The sequence below is a fragment of the uncultured Leifsonia sp. genome (assembly GCF_945957465.1).
Taxonomy (GTDB): domain Bacteria; phylum Actinomycetota; class Actinomycetes; order Actinomycetales; family Microbacteriaceae; genus Leifsonia.
Window position 1 is genome coordinate 35472 of sequence record NZ_CAMFLC010000017.1, and the last position, 15586, is coordinate 51057.

Annotated in this window: 17 protein-coding genes and 1 pseudogene; 11 read left to right on the forward strand and 7 right to left on the reverse strand. The window is 67.4% G+C overall.

Annotated elements, in window-relative coordinates; translation table 11 throughout:
- Nucleotides 1-55 precede the first annotated feature (55 nt).
- The 9 genes from Q0Q23_RS09730 to Q0Q23_RS09770 all read left to right on the forward strand — a co-directional run bounded on the left by Q0Q23_RS09730 (nt 56) and on the right by Q0Q23_RS09770 (nt 9819).
- Nucleotides 56-1243: an ATPase, T2SS/T4P/T4SS family gene (locus tag Q0Q23_RS09730; RefSeq protein WP_295122519.1), complete on the forward strand. Its 1188-nt coding sequence runs from the start codon at nt 56-58 to the stop codon at nt 1241-1243.
- On the forward strand, nt 1240-2346 hold the full coding sequence (locus tag Q0Q23_RS09735; protein ID WP_295122522.1) for a type IV pilus twitching motility protein PilT: 1107 nt from the start codon (nt 1240-1242) through the stop codon (nt 2344-2346). The genes Q0Q23_RS09730 and Q0Q23_RS09735 overlap by 4 nt, the downstream gene beginning before the upstream one ends.
- Before the next feature lie 105 nt (nt 2347-2451).
- Nucleotides 2452-3612: a type II secretion system F family protein gene (locus Q0Q23_RS09740; protein WP_295122524.1), complete on the forward strand. Its 1161-nt coding sequence runs from the start codon at nt 2452-2454 to the stop codon at nt 3610-3612.
- A complete protein-coding gene (locus tag Q0Q23_RS09745) occupies nt 3605-4105 on the forward strand; it encodes a prepilin peptidase (RefSeq protein ID WP_295122526.1) in 501 nt (166 codons plus the stop codon). Before Q0Q23_RS09740 ends, Q0Q23_RS09745 begins: the two co-directional genes overlap by 8 nt.
- 70 nt (nt 4106-4175) lie before the next feature.
- Nucleotides 4176-4577: a hypothetical protein gene (locus tag Q0Q23_RS09750; RefSeq protein WP_295122528.1), complete on the forward strand. Its 402-nt coding sequence runs from the start codon at nt 4176-4178 to the stop codon at nt 4575-4577.
- Between the two features lie 58 nt (nt 4578-4635).
- Nucleotides 4636-5445 (forward strand): hypothetical protein, encoded by an 810-nt coding sequence (locus Q0Q23_RS09755; protein WP_295122530.1) that lies wholly within the window; start codon nt 4636-4638, stop codon nt 5443-5445.
- Nucleotides 5442-7055 (forward strand): hypothetical protein, encoded by a 1614-nt coding sequence (locus Q0Q23_RS09760; protein ID WP_295122532.1) that lies wholly within the window; start codon nt 5442-5444, stop codon nt 7053-7055. Before Q0Q23_RS09755 ends, Q0Q23_RS09760 begins: the two co-directional genes overlap by 4 nt.
- Nucleotides 7052-9079 (forward strand): hypothetical protein, encoded by a 2028-nt coding sequence (locus Q0Q23_RS09765; RefSeq protein ID WP_295122534.1) that lies wholly within the window; start codon nt 7052-7054, stop codon nt 9077-9079. Before Q0Q23_RS09760 ends, Q0Q23_RS09765 begins: the two co-directional genes overlap by 4 nt.
- Complete coding sequence (locus tag Q0Q23_RS09770) at nt 9076-9819, forward strand: hypothetical protein (RefSeq protein ID WP_295122536.1); 744 nt, start codon at nt 9076-9078, stop codon at nt 9817-9819. Before Q0Q23_RS09765 ends, Q0Q23_RS09770 begins: the two co-directional genes overlap by 4 nt.
- Nucleotides 9820-9930: 111 nt before the next feature.
- Here the strand turns inward: Q0Q23_RS09770 and Q0Q23_RS09775 are convergent, their stop codons facing one another.
- Entirely contained in the window at nt 9931-11187 is a 1257-nt protein-coding gene (locus Q0Q23_RS09775) for a hypothetical protein (RefSeq protein WP_295122538.1), read from the reverse strand.
- Between the two features lie 123 nt (nt 11188-11310).
- Complete coding sequence (locus Q0Q23_RS09780; RefSeq protein WP_295122540.1) at nt 11311-11532, reverse strand: hypothetical protein; 222 nt, start codon at nt 11530-11532, stop codon at nt 11311-11313.
- 164 nt (nt 11533-11696) lie between these two features.
- Between Q0Q23_RS09780 and Q0Q23_RS09785 the strand changes: the two genes are divergently transcribed.
- Nucleotides 11697-11915, forward strand: coding sequence for a hypothetical protein (locus tag Q0Q23_RS09785; RefSeq protein ID WP_295122542.1), 219 nt, complete (start codon nt 11697-11699; stop codon nt 11913-11915).
- A 191-nt stretch (nt 11916-12106) separates the two neighbouring features.
- Nucleotides 12107-14185, forward strand: coding sequence for a cell wall-binding repeat-containing protein (locus tag Q0Q23_RS09790; protein ID WP_295122544.1), 2079 nt, complete (start codon nt 12107-12109; stop codon nt 14183-14185).
- Here the strand turns inward: Q0Q23_RS09790 and Q0Q23_RS09795 are convergent.
- The 5 genes and pseudogenes from Q0Q23_RS09795 to Q0Q23_RS09815 form a co-directional block, all read right to left on the reverse strand.
- Nucleotides 14164-14316 (reverse strand): hypothetical protein, encoded by a 153-nt coding sequence (locus tag Q0Q23_RS09795; RefSeq protein ID WP_295122546.1) that lies wholly within the window; start codon nt 14314-14316, stop codon nt 14164-14166. The two genes, Q0Q23_RS09790 and Q0Q23_RS09795, sit on opposite strands and share 22 nt — an antisense overlap.
- Before the next feature lie 7 nt (nt 14317-14323).
- Nucleotides 14324-14758 (reverse strand): annotated as a pseudogene (locus tag Q0Q23_RS09800) (single-stranded DNA-binding protein); the annotation flags it as partial.
- A gap of 14 nt (nt 14759-14772) precedes the next feature.
- Nucleotides 14773-15159 (reverse strand): hypothetical protein, encoded by a 387-nt coding sequence (locus tag Q0Q23_RS09805; RefSeq protein WP_295122550.1) that lies wholly within the window; start codon nt 15157-15159, stop codon nt 14773-14775.
- Nucleotides 15160-15170: 11 nt separating this feature from the next.
- Entirely contained in the window at nt 15171-15434 is a 264-nt protein-coding gene (locus Q0Q23_RS09810) for a hypothetical protein (protein WP_295122552.1), read from the reverse strand.
- Complete coding sequence (locus tag Q0Q23_RS09815; RefSeq protein ID WP_295122554.1) at nt 15431-15556, reverse strand: hypothetical protein; 126 nt, start codon at nt 15554-15556, stop codon at nt 15431-15433. The genes Q0Q23_RS09810 and Q0Q23_RS09815 overlap by 4 nt, the downstream gene beginning before the upstream one ends.
- Nucleotides 15557-15586 lie beyond the last annotated feature (30 nt).

Below are 15586 nucleotides of genomic sequence, written 5' to 3' on the forward strand. Positions count from 1 at the left end.
ACGGCCACCACCGTCCGCGCCCTCTGGTCTCATCAGCCACACGGAAGGATCAACCATGACTCTGCTCGAAGACACCTATGCACCGGCGGTCGCCCCGGCAGTCCCAGCGACGGAGACCCCGTTCGACGCGGCCCTGGCGCAAATCCGGGACGGGTCACTCTCCGACTACACCGGCGATGTGTTGTCTGCGCTGATCGAAGCCGGAAGCCATGACGTCCACCTGACCATGAGCTCCGGCAAGGCCGGCACCCGTCAGATGCGGGTGCAGGTGCGATTCGAGGGCGAGATTCACGACGTCGTTACCTACGACGCGGAGGCTTCTGCTCGCCTGTTCGGCTCCGTCAAGAACCAGGCCGCCCTCGGAAGTCAGGCAGACTCGCCCAACTCCGTTAGCGGCAGCCTGCGCTTCACCCACAACGGGCGCGAGGTACGGGCTCGCGCCGAACGACTCCCGCTCGTCGACGGAGGGGAGAAGGTGAACCTGCGTCTCCCGGAGTCTCGTCCGCTCCGTTCCATCGACGAGCTCTCCTTCACGACCATCAACCGGGCGCAGGTGGACGCGTGCCTCCGCATGCCGCGTGGCCTGTTCCTCGTCGCTGGGCCGATGAACGAAGGCAAGTCATCCACGGCGCAGACCCTGCTTCTGGACACCCTCAACCGGATCGGGGGAATAGCCGTGTCGGTGGAAGACCCGCCGGAGCGCATCCTCCCGGGCGTCGACCAGATCCCAGTCGTCGACACCGGAGACGCGGCCGCTACCTACGCGCACCACCTCGAGCACATCGTCCGGTCCGATGCCGACGTCATCTACATTGGCGAGATCCGCAATGCCGCGACTGCGCGCATTGCGCAGCAGCTGTCCGAAGCGGGACGGCTCGTCATCTCCACGATCCATGCCAATGACGGCCTGACCGCGATGCGACGCATGCTCGAACTTTCCGAAGCGCCGCCCCTGGCGACCCTCAGCAGCATCATCGGCGTCCTCTCGCAGCGCCTCGTGCGCAAGGTGGCCTCCCGCGACGCTGGCAGGCGATACGTGGGGCGGCAGCCCATTCACGAAGTCCTGGTCAACAACGACCAGCTCGTCGACGCCATGGTCGAAGGCACGTCCGCCAGCGTGCTGCGCCAGATGACCGCGGCCGCGTCCACGTCATTCGACCAGAACCTGCAGGAGCTGATCCGCGCCGGCGTCACCGATCAGGATCAGGCCGTGCGCACCATCGGCCGAGAGGTCGCCCTGTGAGCATCGCCCAGATCACCGAATGGATCGACCGCTTCGGCCGCGCGGACTACTCCGACCTACACCTGCTGGAGGGCCGCGCATTGTTCGCTGTGAAGCACCAGCAGACCCTCGCGGCGACCGAGGAGCCCCGGCTGGCCGATCATGCGGTCCGGGAGCTGGCGGACCTGCTCGTGCCCGGCGGCGCGTCCGCCCTGAATGCGAGCGGCTCGAAGCAGGCATTCGCATCGTTCGACGGCGGTCAGGCATTCCGTGCCCGCGTGACGTTCCGTACGGAGCTCGGCGGCCTCATGGCCACCTGCCGGCTCATCAACCGCTCTCTCCCGACGATCGAGAAGCTGGGGATCCCGTGGGCCATCGTCGAACAGGCAACCCAGCCCTCCGGGCTGATCCTGTTCGCCGGGCCGACCAACTCCGGCAAGTCCAGCGCAATCGCCGCGATCGTCAACGCGATCAACCTCGAGCACGCCGTGCACATCACCACCATCGAGGAGCCGATCGAGTTCCAGTACCCGCACGCCACTGCCCTGGTGACCCAGCGGGAGGTGGGCACCCACGTCGACAGTTATGCCTCTGCCATCGAGAGCGCCAAGGGCGCGAATCCGCGCATCATCGTCGTGGGCGAGATCCGCAACACGGCGATCGCCAAAGCGGCGCTGTCAGCGGCGCTCTCCGGTCACCTGGTCATTTCCACCGTCCACGCCGGATCGGTCGAGGATGCCATCGCCGCGATGATCGCCTACTACCCGGCCGATGAGCAGCACCTGGCACGCGTCCAGCTCGCCCAGGCGCTGCGCACCGTCGTCGTTCAGAACCTTGTGCGCAAGGACGGCCCTTCGGTCGGCCACGACGAGCATCCTCTGGCCATGGTGCGCGAGTACGCCTTCAACGACCTCTCCCTGGCCGCCATGATCCGCGGCGGATCCGGCAGCGACCTGCATCACATCCGGCAGCACCTCCACGGAGAGGGCCGGAAGCGGGGAATGGTCACCAAAGAGGCGTCGCTGGCCGAGCTGGTCCGCGCCGGGAAGCTCAACGAGGCCACCGCGCGTGCACAGCTGACCGACCCCGACCGGCTCACGTCGGCGCTGCTACGGGCGGCCTGACTCCGGAGGCATTCGCTCAGAGCACGAAAACGTGCTGAGTGCGCGGGCAGGCACATCTAGAGGTGAAGGCGAAGGAACAAGCAGCCTGCACCCGGAAGGAAGCCCATGAGCGACGTACTCACTCTCGCCCGCCCGAGCGATCCCGCACCCGAGGCATCCTCGGACGTGACCATCGCGGCTCCTGCAGCTGAGGCCACGACGGACGCGCGAAAGAAGCGCCGACGCAAGACGCGGCCCCAGGACATGGCCCGCGTCCTGAAGGATCTCGCCAATCAGCTCGAGGCGGGTGTGCCCGAACGGGATGCATTGCAGAAGCTGGGGGAGCGGTCCAGCTCCGAGGTGATCGCCAGGTCGTACCTCGCAGCTGCCAAGGCCATGGATGCTGGCGACTCCATCGCCGACGCCCTCGGCGCGCAGACGGCCATCATCCCGCCGGTGGCGCGCGAGCTCATCAAGGCGGGTGTGACGCCGGCGACGCTGCACGCCAACCTGCGGCGCGCTGCAGAGAACATCATCAAGTCGGCCGACGTGCGCGGAACGCTCAACCGGCAGCTGCGCAAGCCGATTGGCCTCCTGGCGCTGACCATCGCCACGTTCTGGGGCATCATCTCCTTCGCCTTCCCGGACACGACGACGATGGGCAGCCAGACGGAGCTGATCATCCAGATCATGCGTGCGACAGCCAACACACTGGTGGTCGCCACGATCGCGGCACTGGTCATCGGCCTCGCCGTCCGCGCCTGGTGGAAGGCGTCCGGCAGCAAGAACCCGGCCTACCAACTCAAACTCGACCGGCTCCAGTTCCGGATCCCCACGGTCCGGGACATCCTGCGCCTGGACGCGGCATCGAAGCTGAGCGCGGTCCTGGCGGCCGCGCTCGACGCGGGACTGCCCGAAACAGAAGCGCTCCGGATCGCAGGGGAGGCCTCCGGCAGCCCCGCCGTCGCCCACCATGTCGCCGCTCACCTCGAGCGGATGGAGAAGGACGGTGCGCCACTGGTGGAGGTCCTCGACACCGAATACCTGCCCTGGACTCTCGCCGACCGAGTTGCCGGGCAGCTGACCCCCGCCAAGCGCGCCGAGGTGTTGTTCGCCTGCGCCGATGACTTCCAGACGCAGGCGTTCGAGGAGATGGCGGACTTTGGCAAGAAGGTCGCCGATCGCGTCGAGACCACCAGTCTGGTGCTGCTCGGAGCGATGATGATCGCGGTCATCGTCCCCCAGGTCATGGCGATTCTGTTCCAGGTGCAACAGATCAATGTCTGACCTCGTTGCGGGCGCTCCGCTGGCGGTCCTCCTGGTCACCGCCGGCCTACTGGTCGTCGCGGTGATCGACATCAAGACTCACGCGATCCACGGCGTCACGATTGTGTGCCTGGCCGCGGTCGCCATCCTCGGCCTCCAGGTCGACGGAGCATCGCCCGCGCAGCTGACCACCGGAGTTGTCGCCGGTTTGGCCGCGGTGGGCCTCCTGCTCGAGTACACCATCAACGCTCAGCCAGCCCTCGACGCACAGGGGCGCGGCACCGAGCAACAGATTGGCGCCGGTGACATCAAGGTGATCGGGATCCCGGTTGCTGTGTTCGCGGCCAGCAACCTCCCACTGGCGGCCATCTTCCTGGCGCTCTCGACCACGCTGCAGGCGGGACTGATCCGCGTCAGCGGCTCCCGCGCGCTGCCGATGGGGCCCGCGCTGGCGATCTCCGCGTGCGTGAGCCTCTACTGGCTCACCCACGGCCTGTTCGGGGAGGTGATCTAACTCCCCGACAGCGACCAGCACCCACCCGACCAACCCGACAAACCGACCCATCCACTAAGGAGAAACCCACATGCCCGCACTCAACTCAAAAGAAGGCATCGTCATGATGATCGTCTCCGCGATCATCATCGGAATCGTTGGCTTCGCCTTCGGTCCCGGCTTCATCAACAGCTTCAAGGACAACGGCGCGTCGTCCTTCGTGTCCTCGGTCAACAGCCAGGAGAAGCTCTACAGCTCGACCCACGACGGCTACGCCGACGCGTCGACGCTCACCAGCACCGCCAACGGCGCCCCGCTCGTCGAGGTGCCCAAGGGCTACACGCTGAACGTCGCCGCCAGCGACACCGCCTTCTGCGCGGCCGTCAAGTCCGACAGCGGCCGCACGTTCTGGACGCATGGCAACAGCTCCAAGTCCTTCGACAGCCAGCCGTCGGCCGCGGACGCGGGGATTGCCTGCCCCGCAGCAGCCTGACCCGACGCCTTGGGGGCCGGCCTCGGCCGGCCCCCATTCAGCTTGCAGAGAGGACACGATGAACAAGCAGACCAGGACCGCAACCGGCACCATCCGGCGCGCCCTGCGCGGTAACCGCGGCAGCATCCAGGACGTCATCTTCCTGGCTCTCGTCGGTACGCTGATCGCCGCAGCCAGCACGCGCGTCCTGCCGGGCGCGGCAGCGGTCCTCACTGCAACGGGGCTGCAAGCTGAGCGGCAGGCAGCGATCGACGCGCTGGTCAGCGACAAGCGCAACGACACCGACTGGGGCACGGCCGCCGCGCCCACGACAATCCCGCTGACCGTACCCAGCGGCAAGAGCGTCAACGCCGCGGTATGGGCAACCAGCGACACGACAGGCATCACCTACTTCGCGGCCGCACCGAAGGAGCGGACCCCGAAGCCGGGGGCGTGCACCGGACCCTCGGCCGGTATCGATGACACCTGCCTGCACGCGCAACTCTTCCGCGCCTACGACGCAACCACTCTCATCCCCGCGCCGATCGTGCGCAAAGACCCGTCCGCGCCTACTGCGATCGGCACGGTAAACACCAGCGTTGCCACCACCTCACCGATCCCGACCGACTCCTCGGTGCTGTCGCAGGTCGCGCCGGCGACCCCGCGCGCCTGGCGCTACCTGCTGAATGCCGCCTCCGTCGGCGCAGGCGGCGAACTCCGCTTCATCCAAGACGGAACCGTCCTTGCGACGATCCCGCTGGACAACACGGCCTCGAACTACTTCGGCACCATCCCGGCCCGCCCTGGCGGCGGAATCTGGCTGCAGGTCTCCGATGGCCCCGTACTCGTCAAGACCGTCCTCATCTACGACGCAGGAGTCATCTCATGAGCCCTCTCACTCGCCGCCGCGCCCTGACCGGCCGCGCTGGGACCATGATCGGCGGGGTCGCCCTCTTCCTCGCCTCCACCCTGGCGATCGGCACCATCGGCGTCACAGCCTTCTCCGCCGCCACCCAGGCCAAGCGGACCGCCACCTACGACACCCTCGCCCTCGCCGTGGAGAGTCGAGCGCAGCATTACGCTGCCGCGCTCGACTCGTCGTTGAGCGCTCCCGCCGTTCCCTATAGCGGCCGCGACTGCGTCCCCAGCGGCAGCGTCTGCACGACCGTGCTCCCTGACCCGCTGCCCGCCACCGACACCACACGCACCCTGCGCATCCAGGCCGACGACATGGACACGCATCTGACCATGACCCGGGACGTGCAGCTGCAGGCAACCGCCGCGACACATGTCACCGCGATCAGCTCCGACGGAAAGCCGACGTGGGCGGCCGCCGAGGAGGGCCACGTCTTCACAATCTGGGGAGTCGCCGGCGGGACCGTGACCAAGGTCACCGCGAGCCAGATGTCAGGACCGGCAGCGGGCACCCGCTGGGTCGACGCGTCGCCGCGCAACGGGATCGACAGCGCCGGGCGCGCCTGGGTCTACGGAGCCAACAACGCCTGCCAGGCGGGAACCGGGGCGACCTCGACGGGTGTGGCCGCCACAGCCCTGACGGCCCCGCAGAATGTACGCGACGCGGTCTCCAGCGCCGATTCCGCCTTCTTCCTCGACGCGAGCGGCACGGCGTGGGGCTACGGGGCCAACTCGAGCGGGCAGCTCGGCCTCGGCAACACATCGACGGCCTGCAGCCCTACAGCGATCAAGGGAATCAAGTTCATCGCGGTCGCCACGGCGAACGGATCAAGCTTCGGCATCGACATCACGCACCGACTGTGGGCCTGGGGCAACGGGACCGGCGGCCAGCTCGGCGACGGGAAGAAGACCTCGTACCTGGTCCCGACTCAGATCGCCCCGTCGACCAAGTTCGTCGCCGTGGCGACCAACGGTGCGAGCAGCTGGGCAATCGACGAGCTGGGCCGCTTGTGGTCGTGGGGCAAGAACACGTCTGGTCAGCTCGGAACCGGGACGACCGTCGACTCCGCCACGGCGACGCAGCTCAGCACCTCCACCATGTTCACTCGCATCGCCGCCGGCGCAGCCAGCATCTACGCGCTCGACAAGAGCGGCCAGCTCTGGGCAGCCGGGGAGAACAGCACCGGCGAGCTCGGGGACACGACGACAACCGATCGGCTGAGCCTGACCCGGGTCGGCGTCGGAAAGACCATCGTCGACGTCGCCGCCGGCCGCAGCCGCGGCTTCGCGCTCGACAGCGCGGGCCACCTTTGGGCCTGGGGAGAAGCGAGCTCCGGCCGACTCGGCATCGGCTGGGACGCCACCGTCGTGAAGACCCTGACCCCCGTGAACTCGGCCACGACCTTCCGCTCGATCAACGGCGCCCCGGACCTCGACACCGCGGCCGCCGTCGACACCGACGGCAACCTCTGGGGCATCGGAACCGGCGGAAATGGCCTGTGGAGCGCATCCCTGGCCACGAACCCGCTGACCCCCACGCGAATGCCGCGACCCACCGGCTTCACCGCACCGATCTGGAAGTGAGAGAACCCGTGAAGAGCAACTTCCTCTCCCATCGCCTGCGCTTCCTGCGTGGCCGCGCTGGTATCAGCGTCAACGCCCGCGAGGAGGCGATCACCACACCGATCCGCGCAGCCCAGCTGTTGCTGATCGGTGGAGTCGTCGTCGCACTCGCAGGGGCGGGCAGCATCCTGGGTGCGTCTGCCAGCGTTTCGGCCCACGCCGACGCATCGCGGATCCAGTTCGAGCGGGATGTCCGTGCCGCCTCCGTCGTGCGCGGTCTCGATGACGACACGGTCGCCCTGTTTTCCCCTGACGGCGCCTCGTGCAAGATCACGACATGGTCAATCGCGGGAAGCTCGCCGGAAAGAACCGTCCGCGTCAGCAGCGACACCACCGCGGGCGCCTGCAGTAGCACGACCCCGATCGCGCGTCCGGCAGGTGGCGACATGCAGGCCGACCAGCTCGCCGCCGCCGCGTTCACGTACGAGAACCTCGGGCATCGGACGCTGACCTTCGATGCATCCGGCGCTCCCCACCTTGAGTCGGGAGCGCGGCCGGCGAACGTCGCCGACGCCGACTGGAACGACCTTCGCCCGTACAGCGTCAGCCTGACGATCACGAGCGCAGTGAAGGACCTGACGGTGGGATCGCGCGAGCGGGTCTTCACCGGCACCACGGCCATCACGAATCTGCCCGCCGCAGACCCGAACCTCCGCTACGTCCCTCCGACTTCGCAGATACCCACCCCGTCCACGCTGCGCATCGCCAGCATCGTGCGCTCACAGGCCACCGGTACCGCCTACTCCGGCGCCCGTGAGGGAATCACGGTGACCTTCGTCGGCGGGGTGTGCGCCGCGCAGCCCACCACCCTCACGCTCGCGTACGCGGCAAGCGCCCCAGCGGGCCTGGCCCCGGTCAACACGGTCACCGCGATGAGCTTGACCGGCGCAGCAGCGAGCCTCGAGCTGGCCGGTGTGCAGAACGGCAGCAGCGGCCTGGTCACCATCACCGCGGCGTGCGGGACGGGCAGCATGACCACCGACGCATCCGCCAACTACCACCAGGACCTCCCCTCCGCGGTTCTGTCCGTCCGACAGGGCGCGAACGACTGGACGCACACCGTCAGCTGGACGGCAGTGTCGAGTCTCCCGACGACCTTCCAGCTGGGCCTTGGGTCGAGCAAGGTCCCAAGCGTCGGTGCTCCGGTCATTGCGACAACGACCGCTCTCACGTACAACGTGCAGTGGACGCAGGGCTGGACGTACGGAGCCGACGCCAACTACTACCTGACCGCGATCGTCGACTCCGACAGCGCTGCCTCGACTCCTGTCGTCTTCACGACCCCGTGGCCGACCGCCCCGGCGGGAGCGAATATGACCTATACGCGCACCGGCTACAACGGCAACTACGCATCGGGCAACGTGAAGTGGAACTTCACCGGCACCTGCCCGGCCGGGACGACGCTGCAGGCGTCTCAGCTCGAGAACCACGCGGGCACCACCAGCAGGACCTACAACGACGCAGTCCAGTACCAGGGCCCCTTCACGAACAACCTCACCCAGGTCAACTGGGGGCCGTCGTACGCGATGCAGGGCTACCCCTATGGGATGGGCCTCCAGACGCGCTGCGCGTCGCCCAACGGGCTCTACAGCCCCGTCGTGCAGGTGCAATCGCGCGAGTGGATCACGCCGATGGCGCAGCCCGGCGCGCCGGTCTGGAACGCGTACAACATCTACACCTACACCGCCCCGATCTACTGGACGCATTCGACGTGCAACGCGCCCAGCGGCTGCTCGTCGCTCGCGGTGAACTACCTCACCTACTGCGCCGCCGGGTCGAACCTGAACTCCAACGGCTGGATGTCCACCGACTGGAACGGGTCGACCTACTGGCACAACTTCGGGTTCGGTGACTACTGGGACACCCGGGGCACGCAGCGAAACGTGACGTATACCAACGCCCAGTACAACTGCGCGACACCATGGGGCTACGTCAGTCCGATGAGTCCTCTCGGTGGCGGCGTGACGGTGACGGTGTTCCCGTGAGCGCGCACAGGAAGGGAATGTCGTCGCGGCGCAAAGCCTTTGCCGTGGCGGGGGTCGCCGCGGCCGTTGTGGCGGCCGCGGCCGCGGGCCTCTACTTCGGTGTGGGTGCGCTGAGCGCTCAGTCCGCGGCGGAGCGCGTGTACGCGCAGCACCATCCGGTGGGGGAGACGGAAGAGACACGCGCTGCGGCTGAGCTCAAGGTGAAGCAGGAGGCGGCGGCAGCGGAGAAGAAGCGTGAGGAGGCCAATGCGAAGTCGGCCGCGACTCCGGATTCGGTCTACACGCCGCCTCCGCAGCCGCAGGTTGCCTCGAACCGCACGCTGCCGGTAGGTGCAGCGGACCCGACGTCGCCGGCGCGGTCGACGACGGGTATCTATGCTGACTCGTTCGCGAAGGAGCTGTTGATGGCGCGCGCGATGGTGAGCGGTTCCGCGGCGCAGCCCATTGCGCCGGCGCTGGCCCCGGATGCGTGCATGGAGTCCTGGGTTCGTGAGCATGTCCACGACTACGACGGACGGACTGCCTTCGGCGTCTCGCCGGTGTGCGGAAGGCAGGTCGCGTTGATCGCGGGAGCTGGCGGCATCGACGAGAAGATCCTGCTCTTCGGCTCTGCGCAGAAGGACGGCCCCGCCGATGTGCGGCAACTGCTCCTGGCGTCGACGGGCACCGAGGTGTCATTCGCTTCGGCGTCGACGGAGGACGGTCGCACCGTGGTGATGATCGCGGCCGTCGCGTCCTGACCCGAGCAACAAGAGAACCCCGCGAGCCACTGGCTCGCGGGGTTCTCTTGTGGGGGTGGCGCCCCGCCAAGGGGGAGGACGAGGCGCCGGGCGCCGCTTGCGCGGCGCGGCTTACATGCAGGCGTAGACGGTCAGGCCCCAGCCGTCGTCCGTGCTGAAGGTGCTGTAGGAGTATGGGTAACCGACGTTGATGACGATGGTTCCGCCGCTCGAGGTGGTCTGCGAGTAGGCCTTCGCTCCATCGCAGCCGGGCGAGTACGCGCCGTTGGCGACGACGTGCGGAGTGTGGTCGACCGCCGGCGGAGTGTAGCCACCACCGCCACCGCCACCGCCACCGCCACCGGACGAGCCGCCGCCACCAGCGGAGCCGCCGCCACCGCCACCGGACGAACCGCCGCCTCCGCTGGAGCCACCGCCACCCGACCCGCCGCGGCCACCACCGCCAGGCGTGGGGTGCGTCGTGCCGGTGCGCGGGTCGGTGTAGGTGGCCTGTCCAGCCCGTGCTGCCGCCTCTGCAGCGGCCTGCGCGGCCGCCGCTGCTTCAGCCGCGACGGTGGCGTCATGCGACTCGTGCACAGCCTTGGCCTTGGCAAGGAAGTCCAGGAGGAGCGGAGCCGGGCTCTTGCCTGCCTGGACAGCCTTCTTGGCGGCGGCCGCAGCGCTGGTGAGCGCGTCCTTCTGGCCCTGGCCGGCCTTGGCGAGTGCGGTGATCACGCCCTTCGCGTCGACGTCAAGCGCGGGAATCGCTGCGGAGTCGGCCGACTTGTCGAGGCCGGTCACGATCTGCGCGAGCGCGCCGTTGACGGTCTTCACCTGGGCGGCAATCCCCGGTCCTCCCTTGAGGGTGTTCCCGGCCGCCCCAGCCTGCCGCTCGACCAGGGCAGTCAGACGCGCGGTCTCCTGCTTCAGCTGCTCCGTGGTGGAGGACGGTTCACCGGCCGGGTGCGGATCCTGAACCGGTGCGCCGGCCTTGAATCCGGCGTACATCTTCAGCTGCGCCAGCTGGGCGGCCAACGCCTTCACCTGGGCGTCCGGCAGGTACTGACCGGCCTTCGCCTGGTCGTGGATCTGGGTGAGCTGCTTCTGCAGTTCGCCGGCAGACGCGATAGCGGCCGCGAAAGCCTTCTGAGCCTTCGCGTCCTGGCGGTACTGAGCGACTGCTTTGATCCGTGCGGCCTGGTAGGCCGCGTCGGCGTCGGAGTGCTGTGCAGTTCCGACGGCGGCGGGGATGCCGACGGCGGCCGCTGCGATCACGACGGCGGCGCCGGCAGCGACAGCGATCGCGGAGCCGCGATGCGACCGCGCCCACGCCCACAGGCGGTTCAGGCCACGTGGACGCGCGGCATCGCTGATGTTCTCGGTGCTCAAGGTGATTCCCCCTTGGTTAGGTTAGAGCGCTCGGCTCTCGTGATGCGCCACAGAGGCGCGCTGGTGAGTGGTCGAGAGGCGAGATGGATCTCTTCTCTCTGTCGGCCGTGCAGCCGCGACCGGTTAGTTGACGGCGTAGAGGCGTGGCGACTCGTCGGCCCGGTCGGGGGCCACGAGCTTGTCGACGATGTAGTAGTGACGGGAGCCTTCGTGATAGTCGCCGCCTTCGTAGCCGATATGACGCCAGCCGCGCTCCTGGAGGGAGCGGAGAGTGGCGGCGCGGGTACGGAGCAGTTCGGTGCGACGCTCGGACCCCATTCGGTCACGGGGGATCGACTGTGTCACCAGGCGATCGATGATCGGATCCTTGTCTATCTGCGGCGATCTGGTCGCCGCTTCCTTCTTCTGCTTCAAAGGTCACCTCCCGGTTTCTGTAGACCAATAACTGAAACCGTAGACCAATAACGACGAGAGTGTCAACGTTTCTGGTCTACGGATATACTCGCGTCATGCCACGGCCACCGAAGAAGGACGACGAGCGGCTCTCCGCCGACAACCATGTGCGAATGAGCGCGCTACAGCAGGCGTTCATCGAGCGGGCTGCGGCGCGCGCCGGGGAGAAGCCGTCACCGTTCTTGCGGACGGCGGGACTATCGCGCGCGAGCGAGGTCTTGGGGGAGCCCATCCCGGGAGAGGCCCCGACAGGCGAAGCTGCCGCGGAGACCTGAGTCTCGAAGGTCGCGAACGTTACAGCTGCTGCTCATCTCTCAGGAAGGCCCACGTGCAACCGTCGACTGGTTCGCTGTCCAAGGCAGGCTCGCTCATCGCTGCCGCCGCACTGCTACTCGTAGGAGTGATGGCCTCGGCTCCAGCGGTAGCCGACACCGGGACATTCCCGGTCGGCAAGAACCCTGCGTCGGTGGTGTACTCACCTGACGGCTCGACCGCGTATGTCACCAACGACCTCGACGCGGAGAACCCCGGCAGCGTGTCGGTGATCAACCCGAACACAGGTCAGGTCGCAGCCACCATCCCCGTGGGGATCAACCCCCACGGCGTGAGCGTGAGCAAGAGCGGCGCCAAGGTGTACGTGGCCAACTACGGCAGCCACACCGTCTCGGTGATCGACGCCGCCAGCAACACGGTCACTGCAACGATCACCGGGTTCAAGTATCCCGAGCGGATCGCACTCACCGCTGATGGTTCGACCGCCTACGTGAGCAACGGCTCGCCGGGGACCACTCAGCAGGGGACCAAGACGGTGTCGGTGGTGAACCTGAGCACCAACACCATTACCGCCGCCATCCCGGTAGGGGAGTGGCCCACGGCGCTGGCGCTGACTCCTGACGGCACCCAGCTGTATGCGCTCAACCACGTGGACTCCACCATCTCGGTGATCAGCACGGCGAGCAACACGGTCACCGGCACGATCACGTTGCCCTGGTATCCGCAGGACGTGAAGTTCTCTCCTGATGGGAGCAAGGCATACGTCTCGGAGCAGGGCGCGTCCAGCAACTCCTACACCGCCTCGCTGTCGGTGATCGACGTCGCCACCGCTCGGGTGATCCAGACGATCAGCTACGCCCCTGCGACGTACTTCCCGACTCCGAACGGCGGAGCCGACCGAGGACAGCTGGCGCTGACTCCCGACGGCCAGAGCGCCTACATCACCAATCTGGTCGCCGGCACTGTCTCGGTGATCAACCTGGGCACGATTAAGGAGGGCGCTCCCGTCGCCGCCGGCAAGTATCCGCGGGACATCGCCATCGCGCCCACTGGGAACGCGGCGCTGGTCACCAACGGCGGCTCAGCATCGGTGACTCGACTCTCGTTGGCCTCCACCGCGCCACCGGCGACCGCGCGAGTCAGTGGAGGGGATCGCTTCACCACTGCGGTGAGCATCTCCCAGAAGTCCTATCCGAGTACCGCTCCGGTGGTCTACGTCGCCTCCGGCCTCGGTTACCCCGACGCGCTGGGCGCAGGCCCTGCCGCGGTCAAGCAGGGCGGCCCGCTGCTGCTCACCACAAGCTGGTCGCTTCCTGACGCCACTGCGACGGAGATCCAGCGACTCCAGCCCAGCCAGATCGTCGTTGTGGGCGGCCCGAACAGCGTGAGCGACAGCGTGTACTCAACGCTTTCCAAACTGGCCCCGTCGATCACACGCGTCACCGGCGGGGACCGGTTCGCCACCAACAAGGCGCTGCTCTCCTACGCGTTCCCTGGCAACAACGACACTGTGTACGTCGCCTCGGGCCTGAACTTCCCCGACGCACTGTCCGCCTCCGCCATCTCCGGGTCAACCGGTTCGCCGGTGGTGCTGATCAACACCAACCTGGGGCACATCGATGCGGAGACGATGAACCTGATCCGCTCGATGGCTCCGTTCAACATCGTCACGGCGGGTGGAGGTATCAGCATGCCGCCCTACCTGGTCAACGATCTGCGCAGCATCGCTAACGTGACCGAGAACGATGGCTCTGACCGCTTCGCCACCTCGCAGATGCTCAACGAGGGCAAGTACAGCGCGGCGAACCCGCCCAAGAACGTGTATCTGGCCAACGGGCTGAACTTCCCCGACGCGCTGGCCGGGGGAGCCCTGGCAGCGAAAGAGGGTTCCGCGCTGCTCACGGTGCCCGGCTGGTGCATTCCGCAGCGCACTTTGGCCGACATTCAGGGATGGGGCATCAAGAGCGTAACCCTGCTTGGTGGCAACGCCTCGCTCAGTACAGAGGTGGCCAACTTGACCGCCTGCGGCGCGAACATCGGGGGCGCGACCTCCGGGGCTGTACCCATCCCGGACAAGCCGACACGGGCCGCCTACGCGGGCATGAACAGCTACTACCTGCCGTTCTCGCAGTGCCCCGACCCGGTCCAGTTCGCGACTCACGATCCCGGCCCCCAGGGCAACGCCTACGAGTCCTATGACTTCAGCTTCCCCTGGAGCTACAACCTCAGCGGAAGCACCTTCCGATTCTTCTACTGCTTCAGCGGGTTCTGAGTCGCGGGCCGCCCGCGCTCGGCGGTCGTCCGCCGGCGAGAGACGTGGTCTCTCACGTACCAACCGATCATGAAGATGGCGATACCGATCGTGAGCCCGAGGCCGACCCAGTCGCTCCAGTGCACCTGCATCGGATCAGGCTCCCAACGGCTCGTCGCTGGCCTGCGGGTGGTTCCACATGTCGCCGGGGTCTCCGTCCGCGGCCGGGGACTGGGCGCGGGTGACCTGTGCGGTGGCGTAGCGCAGCGACGGCCCGATCTCATCGATCTCGAGCTCGATGCTGGTGCGCTTCTCGCCTTCCTTCGTCTCGTAGGAGCGCTGCTTGAGGCGGCCCTGCGCGATGACGCGCGACCCCTTGGTCAGCGAACCGGCGACGTGCTCCGCGAACTCGCGCCAGACGCTGGCGCGGAGGAACAGAGCCTCGCCGTCCTTCCACTCGTTCGCCTGACGGTCGAACGTGCGGGGAGTGGACGCGATGGTGAAGTTGGCGACTGCCAGCCCGTTCTGCGTGTAACGCAGCTCGGGGTCGGCGGTGAGGTTGCCCACCACGGTGATGACGGTCTCGCCGGCCATCGTGATTCCTTTCGTTAGGCGCCGACGGTGCGACGCGATCGTGGGGTGACGACGGTGTCGTCGTCGACGGGTGCCGCCTCTGCCGTAAGAGAACGAGCGGGAGTGTTTGCGGCTGCTCGAGAGCGCACGGGTGCCGTTCGATAGCGGACGGTTATTACGCCCCTGTCGAGCAGGACTTCGCGGATGGGGATCGCAATGAAGAGAGGCCCGGTTATCGCCGCCGCCCACAGGGCCGGCCCAACGGGCACGGTCCACAGGATGATGAGCATGGACACCCACCAGGGCAGCGAGCTCAGCTCCTTGGAGGCAGAGAACGCGGTCGGCGTCAGCAAAAAGACGAGGGCGAGCACAGCCAGCCAGCACAGAACAAGGGCGACGGCGAGCTGGCTCGAGCGGATCACAGACCCGTGGCTCACTGGTCCGGGCACTTGTCCTCCGGAGCCAACTCGACTCGTCGCAGCTGATTGAAGATCCGGTATGTTCCTCGGCGCCGGTCTTCCATTCGGTTGACCTTCACCAGCTCCCAGCCGTCTTCCTCCAGCTGCTTCATCTGCCGGTCCCAGTCGTCGACGAGAGCCCGTTCGACTCGCTTCTTGTCGTCCGACGCTGGTTGCAGCGGAATTTCGGGGGAGAGGCGGGAGATCTCGTCGACGTCGTAGTCGAGCGTCGCCCTCATTGGCAGCTGTCGCACTGCAGGAGGTCCATCGGATCCACAGGGACCGCGTAGCCGCCGGCTGTCGTCAGGCCGGCGTCCGCGGCAGGGGCGGTGTTACCGCCCGGGTCGTGCACGTCGCTCATAGGGATCCTTCCTGTCGCTGCGGGTTCTTT

Bases quoted from the DNA above. Each gene is read 5' to 3' on its own strand.
- Q0Q23_RS09740 (WP_295122524.1), top strand. From the start codon at position 2,452: ATGAGCGACGTACTCACTCTCGCCCGCCCGAGCGATCCCGCACCCGAG.
- Q0Q23_RS09760 (WP_295122532.1), top strand. From the start codon at position 5,442: ATGAGCCCTCTCACTCGCCGCCGCGCCCTGACCGGCCGCGCTGGGACC.
- Q0Q23_RS09795 (WP_295122546.1), bottom strand. From the start codon at position 14,316: ATGCAGGTGCACTGGAGCGACTGGGTCGGCCTCGGGCTCACGATCGGT.
- Q0Q23_RS09815 (WP_295122554.1), bottom strand. From the start codon at position 15,556: ATGAGCGACGTGCACGACCCGGGCGGTAACACCGCCCCTGCCGCGGAC.
- Q0Q23_RS09730 (WP_295122519.1), top strand. From the start codon at position 56: ATGACTCTGCTCGAAGACACCTATGCACCGGCGGTCGCCCCGGCAGTC.
- Q0Q23_RS09755 (WP_295122530.1), top strand. From the start codon at position 4,636: ATGAACAAGCAGACCAGGACCGCAACCGGCACCATCCGGCGCGCCCTG.
- Q0Q23_RS09785 (WP_295122542.1), top strand. From the start codon at position 11,697: ATGCCACGGCCACCGAAGAAGGACGACGAGCGGCTCTCCGCCGACAAC.
- Q0Q23_RS09750 (WP_295122528.1), top strand. From the start codon at position 4,176: ATGCCCGCACTCAACTCAAAAGAAGGCATCGTCATGATGATCGTCTCC.
- Q0Q23_RS09745 (WP_295122526.1), top strand. From the start codon at position 3,605: ATGTCTGACCTCGTTGCGGGCGCTCCGCTGGCGGTCCTCCTGGTCACC.
- Q0Q23_RS09810 (WP_295122552.1), bottom strand. From the start codon at position 15,434: ATGAGGGCGACGCTCGACTACGACGTCGACGAGATCTCCCGCCTCTCC.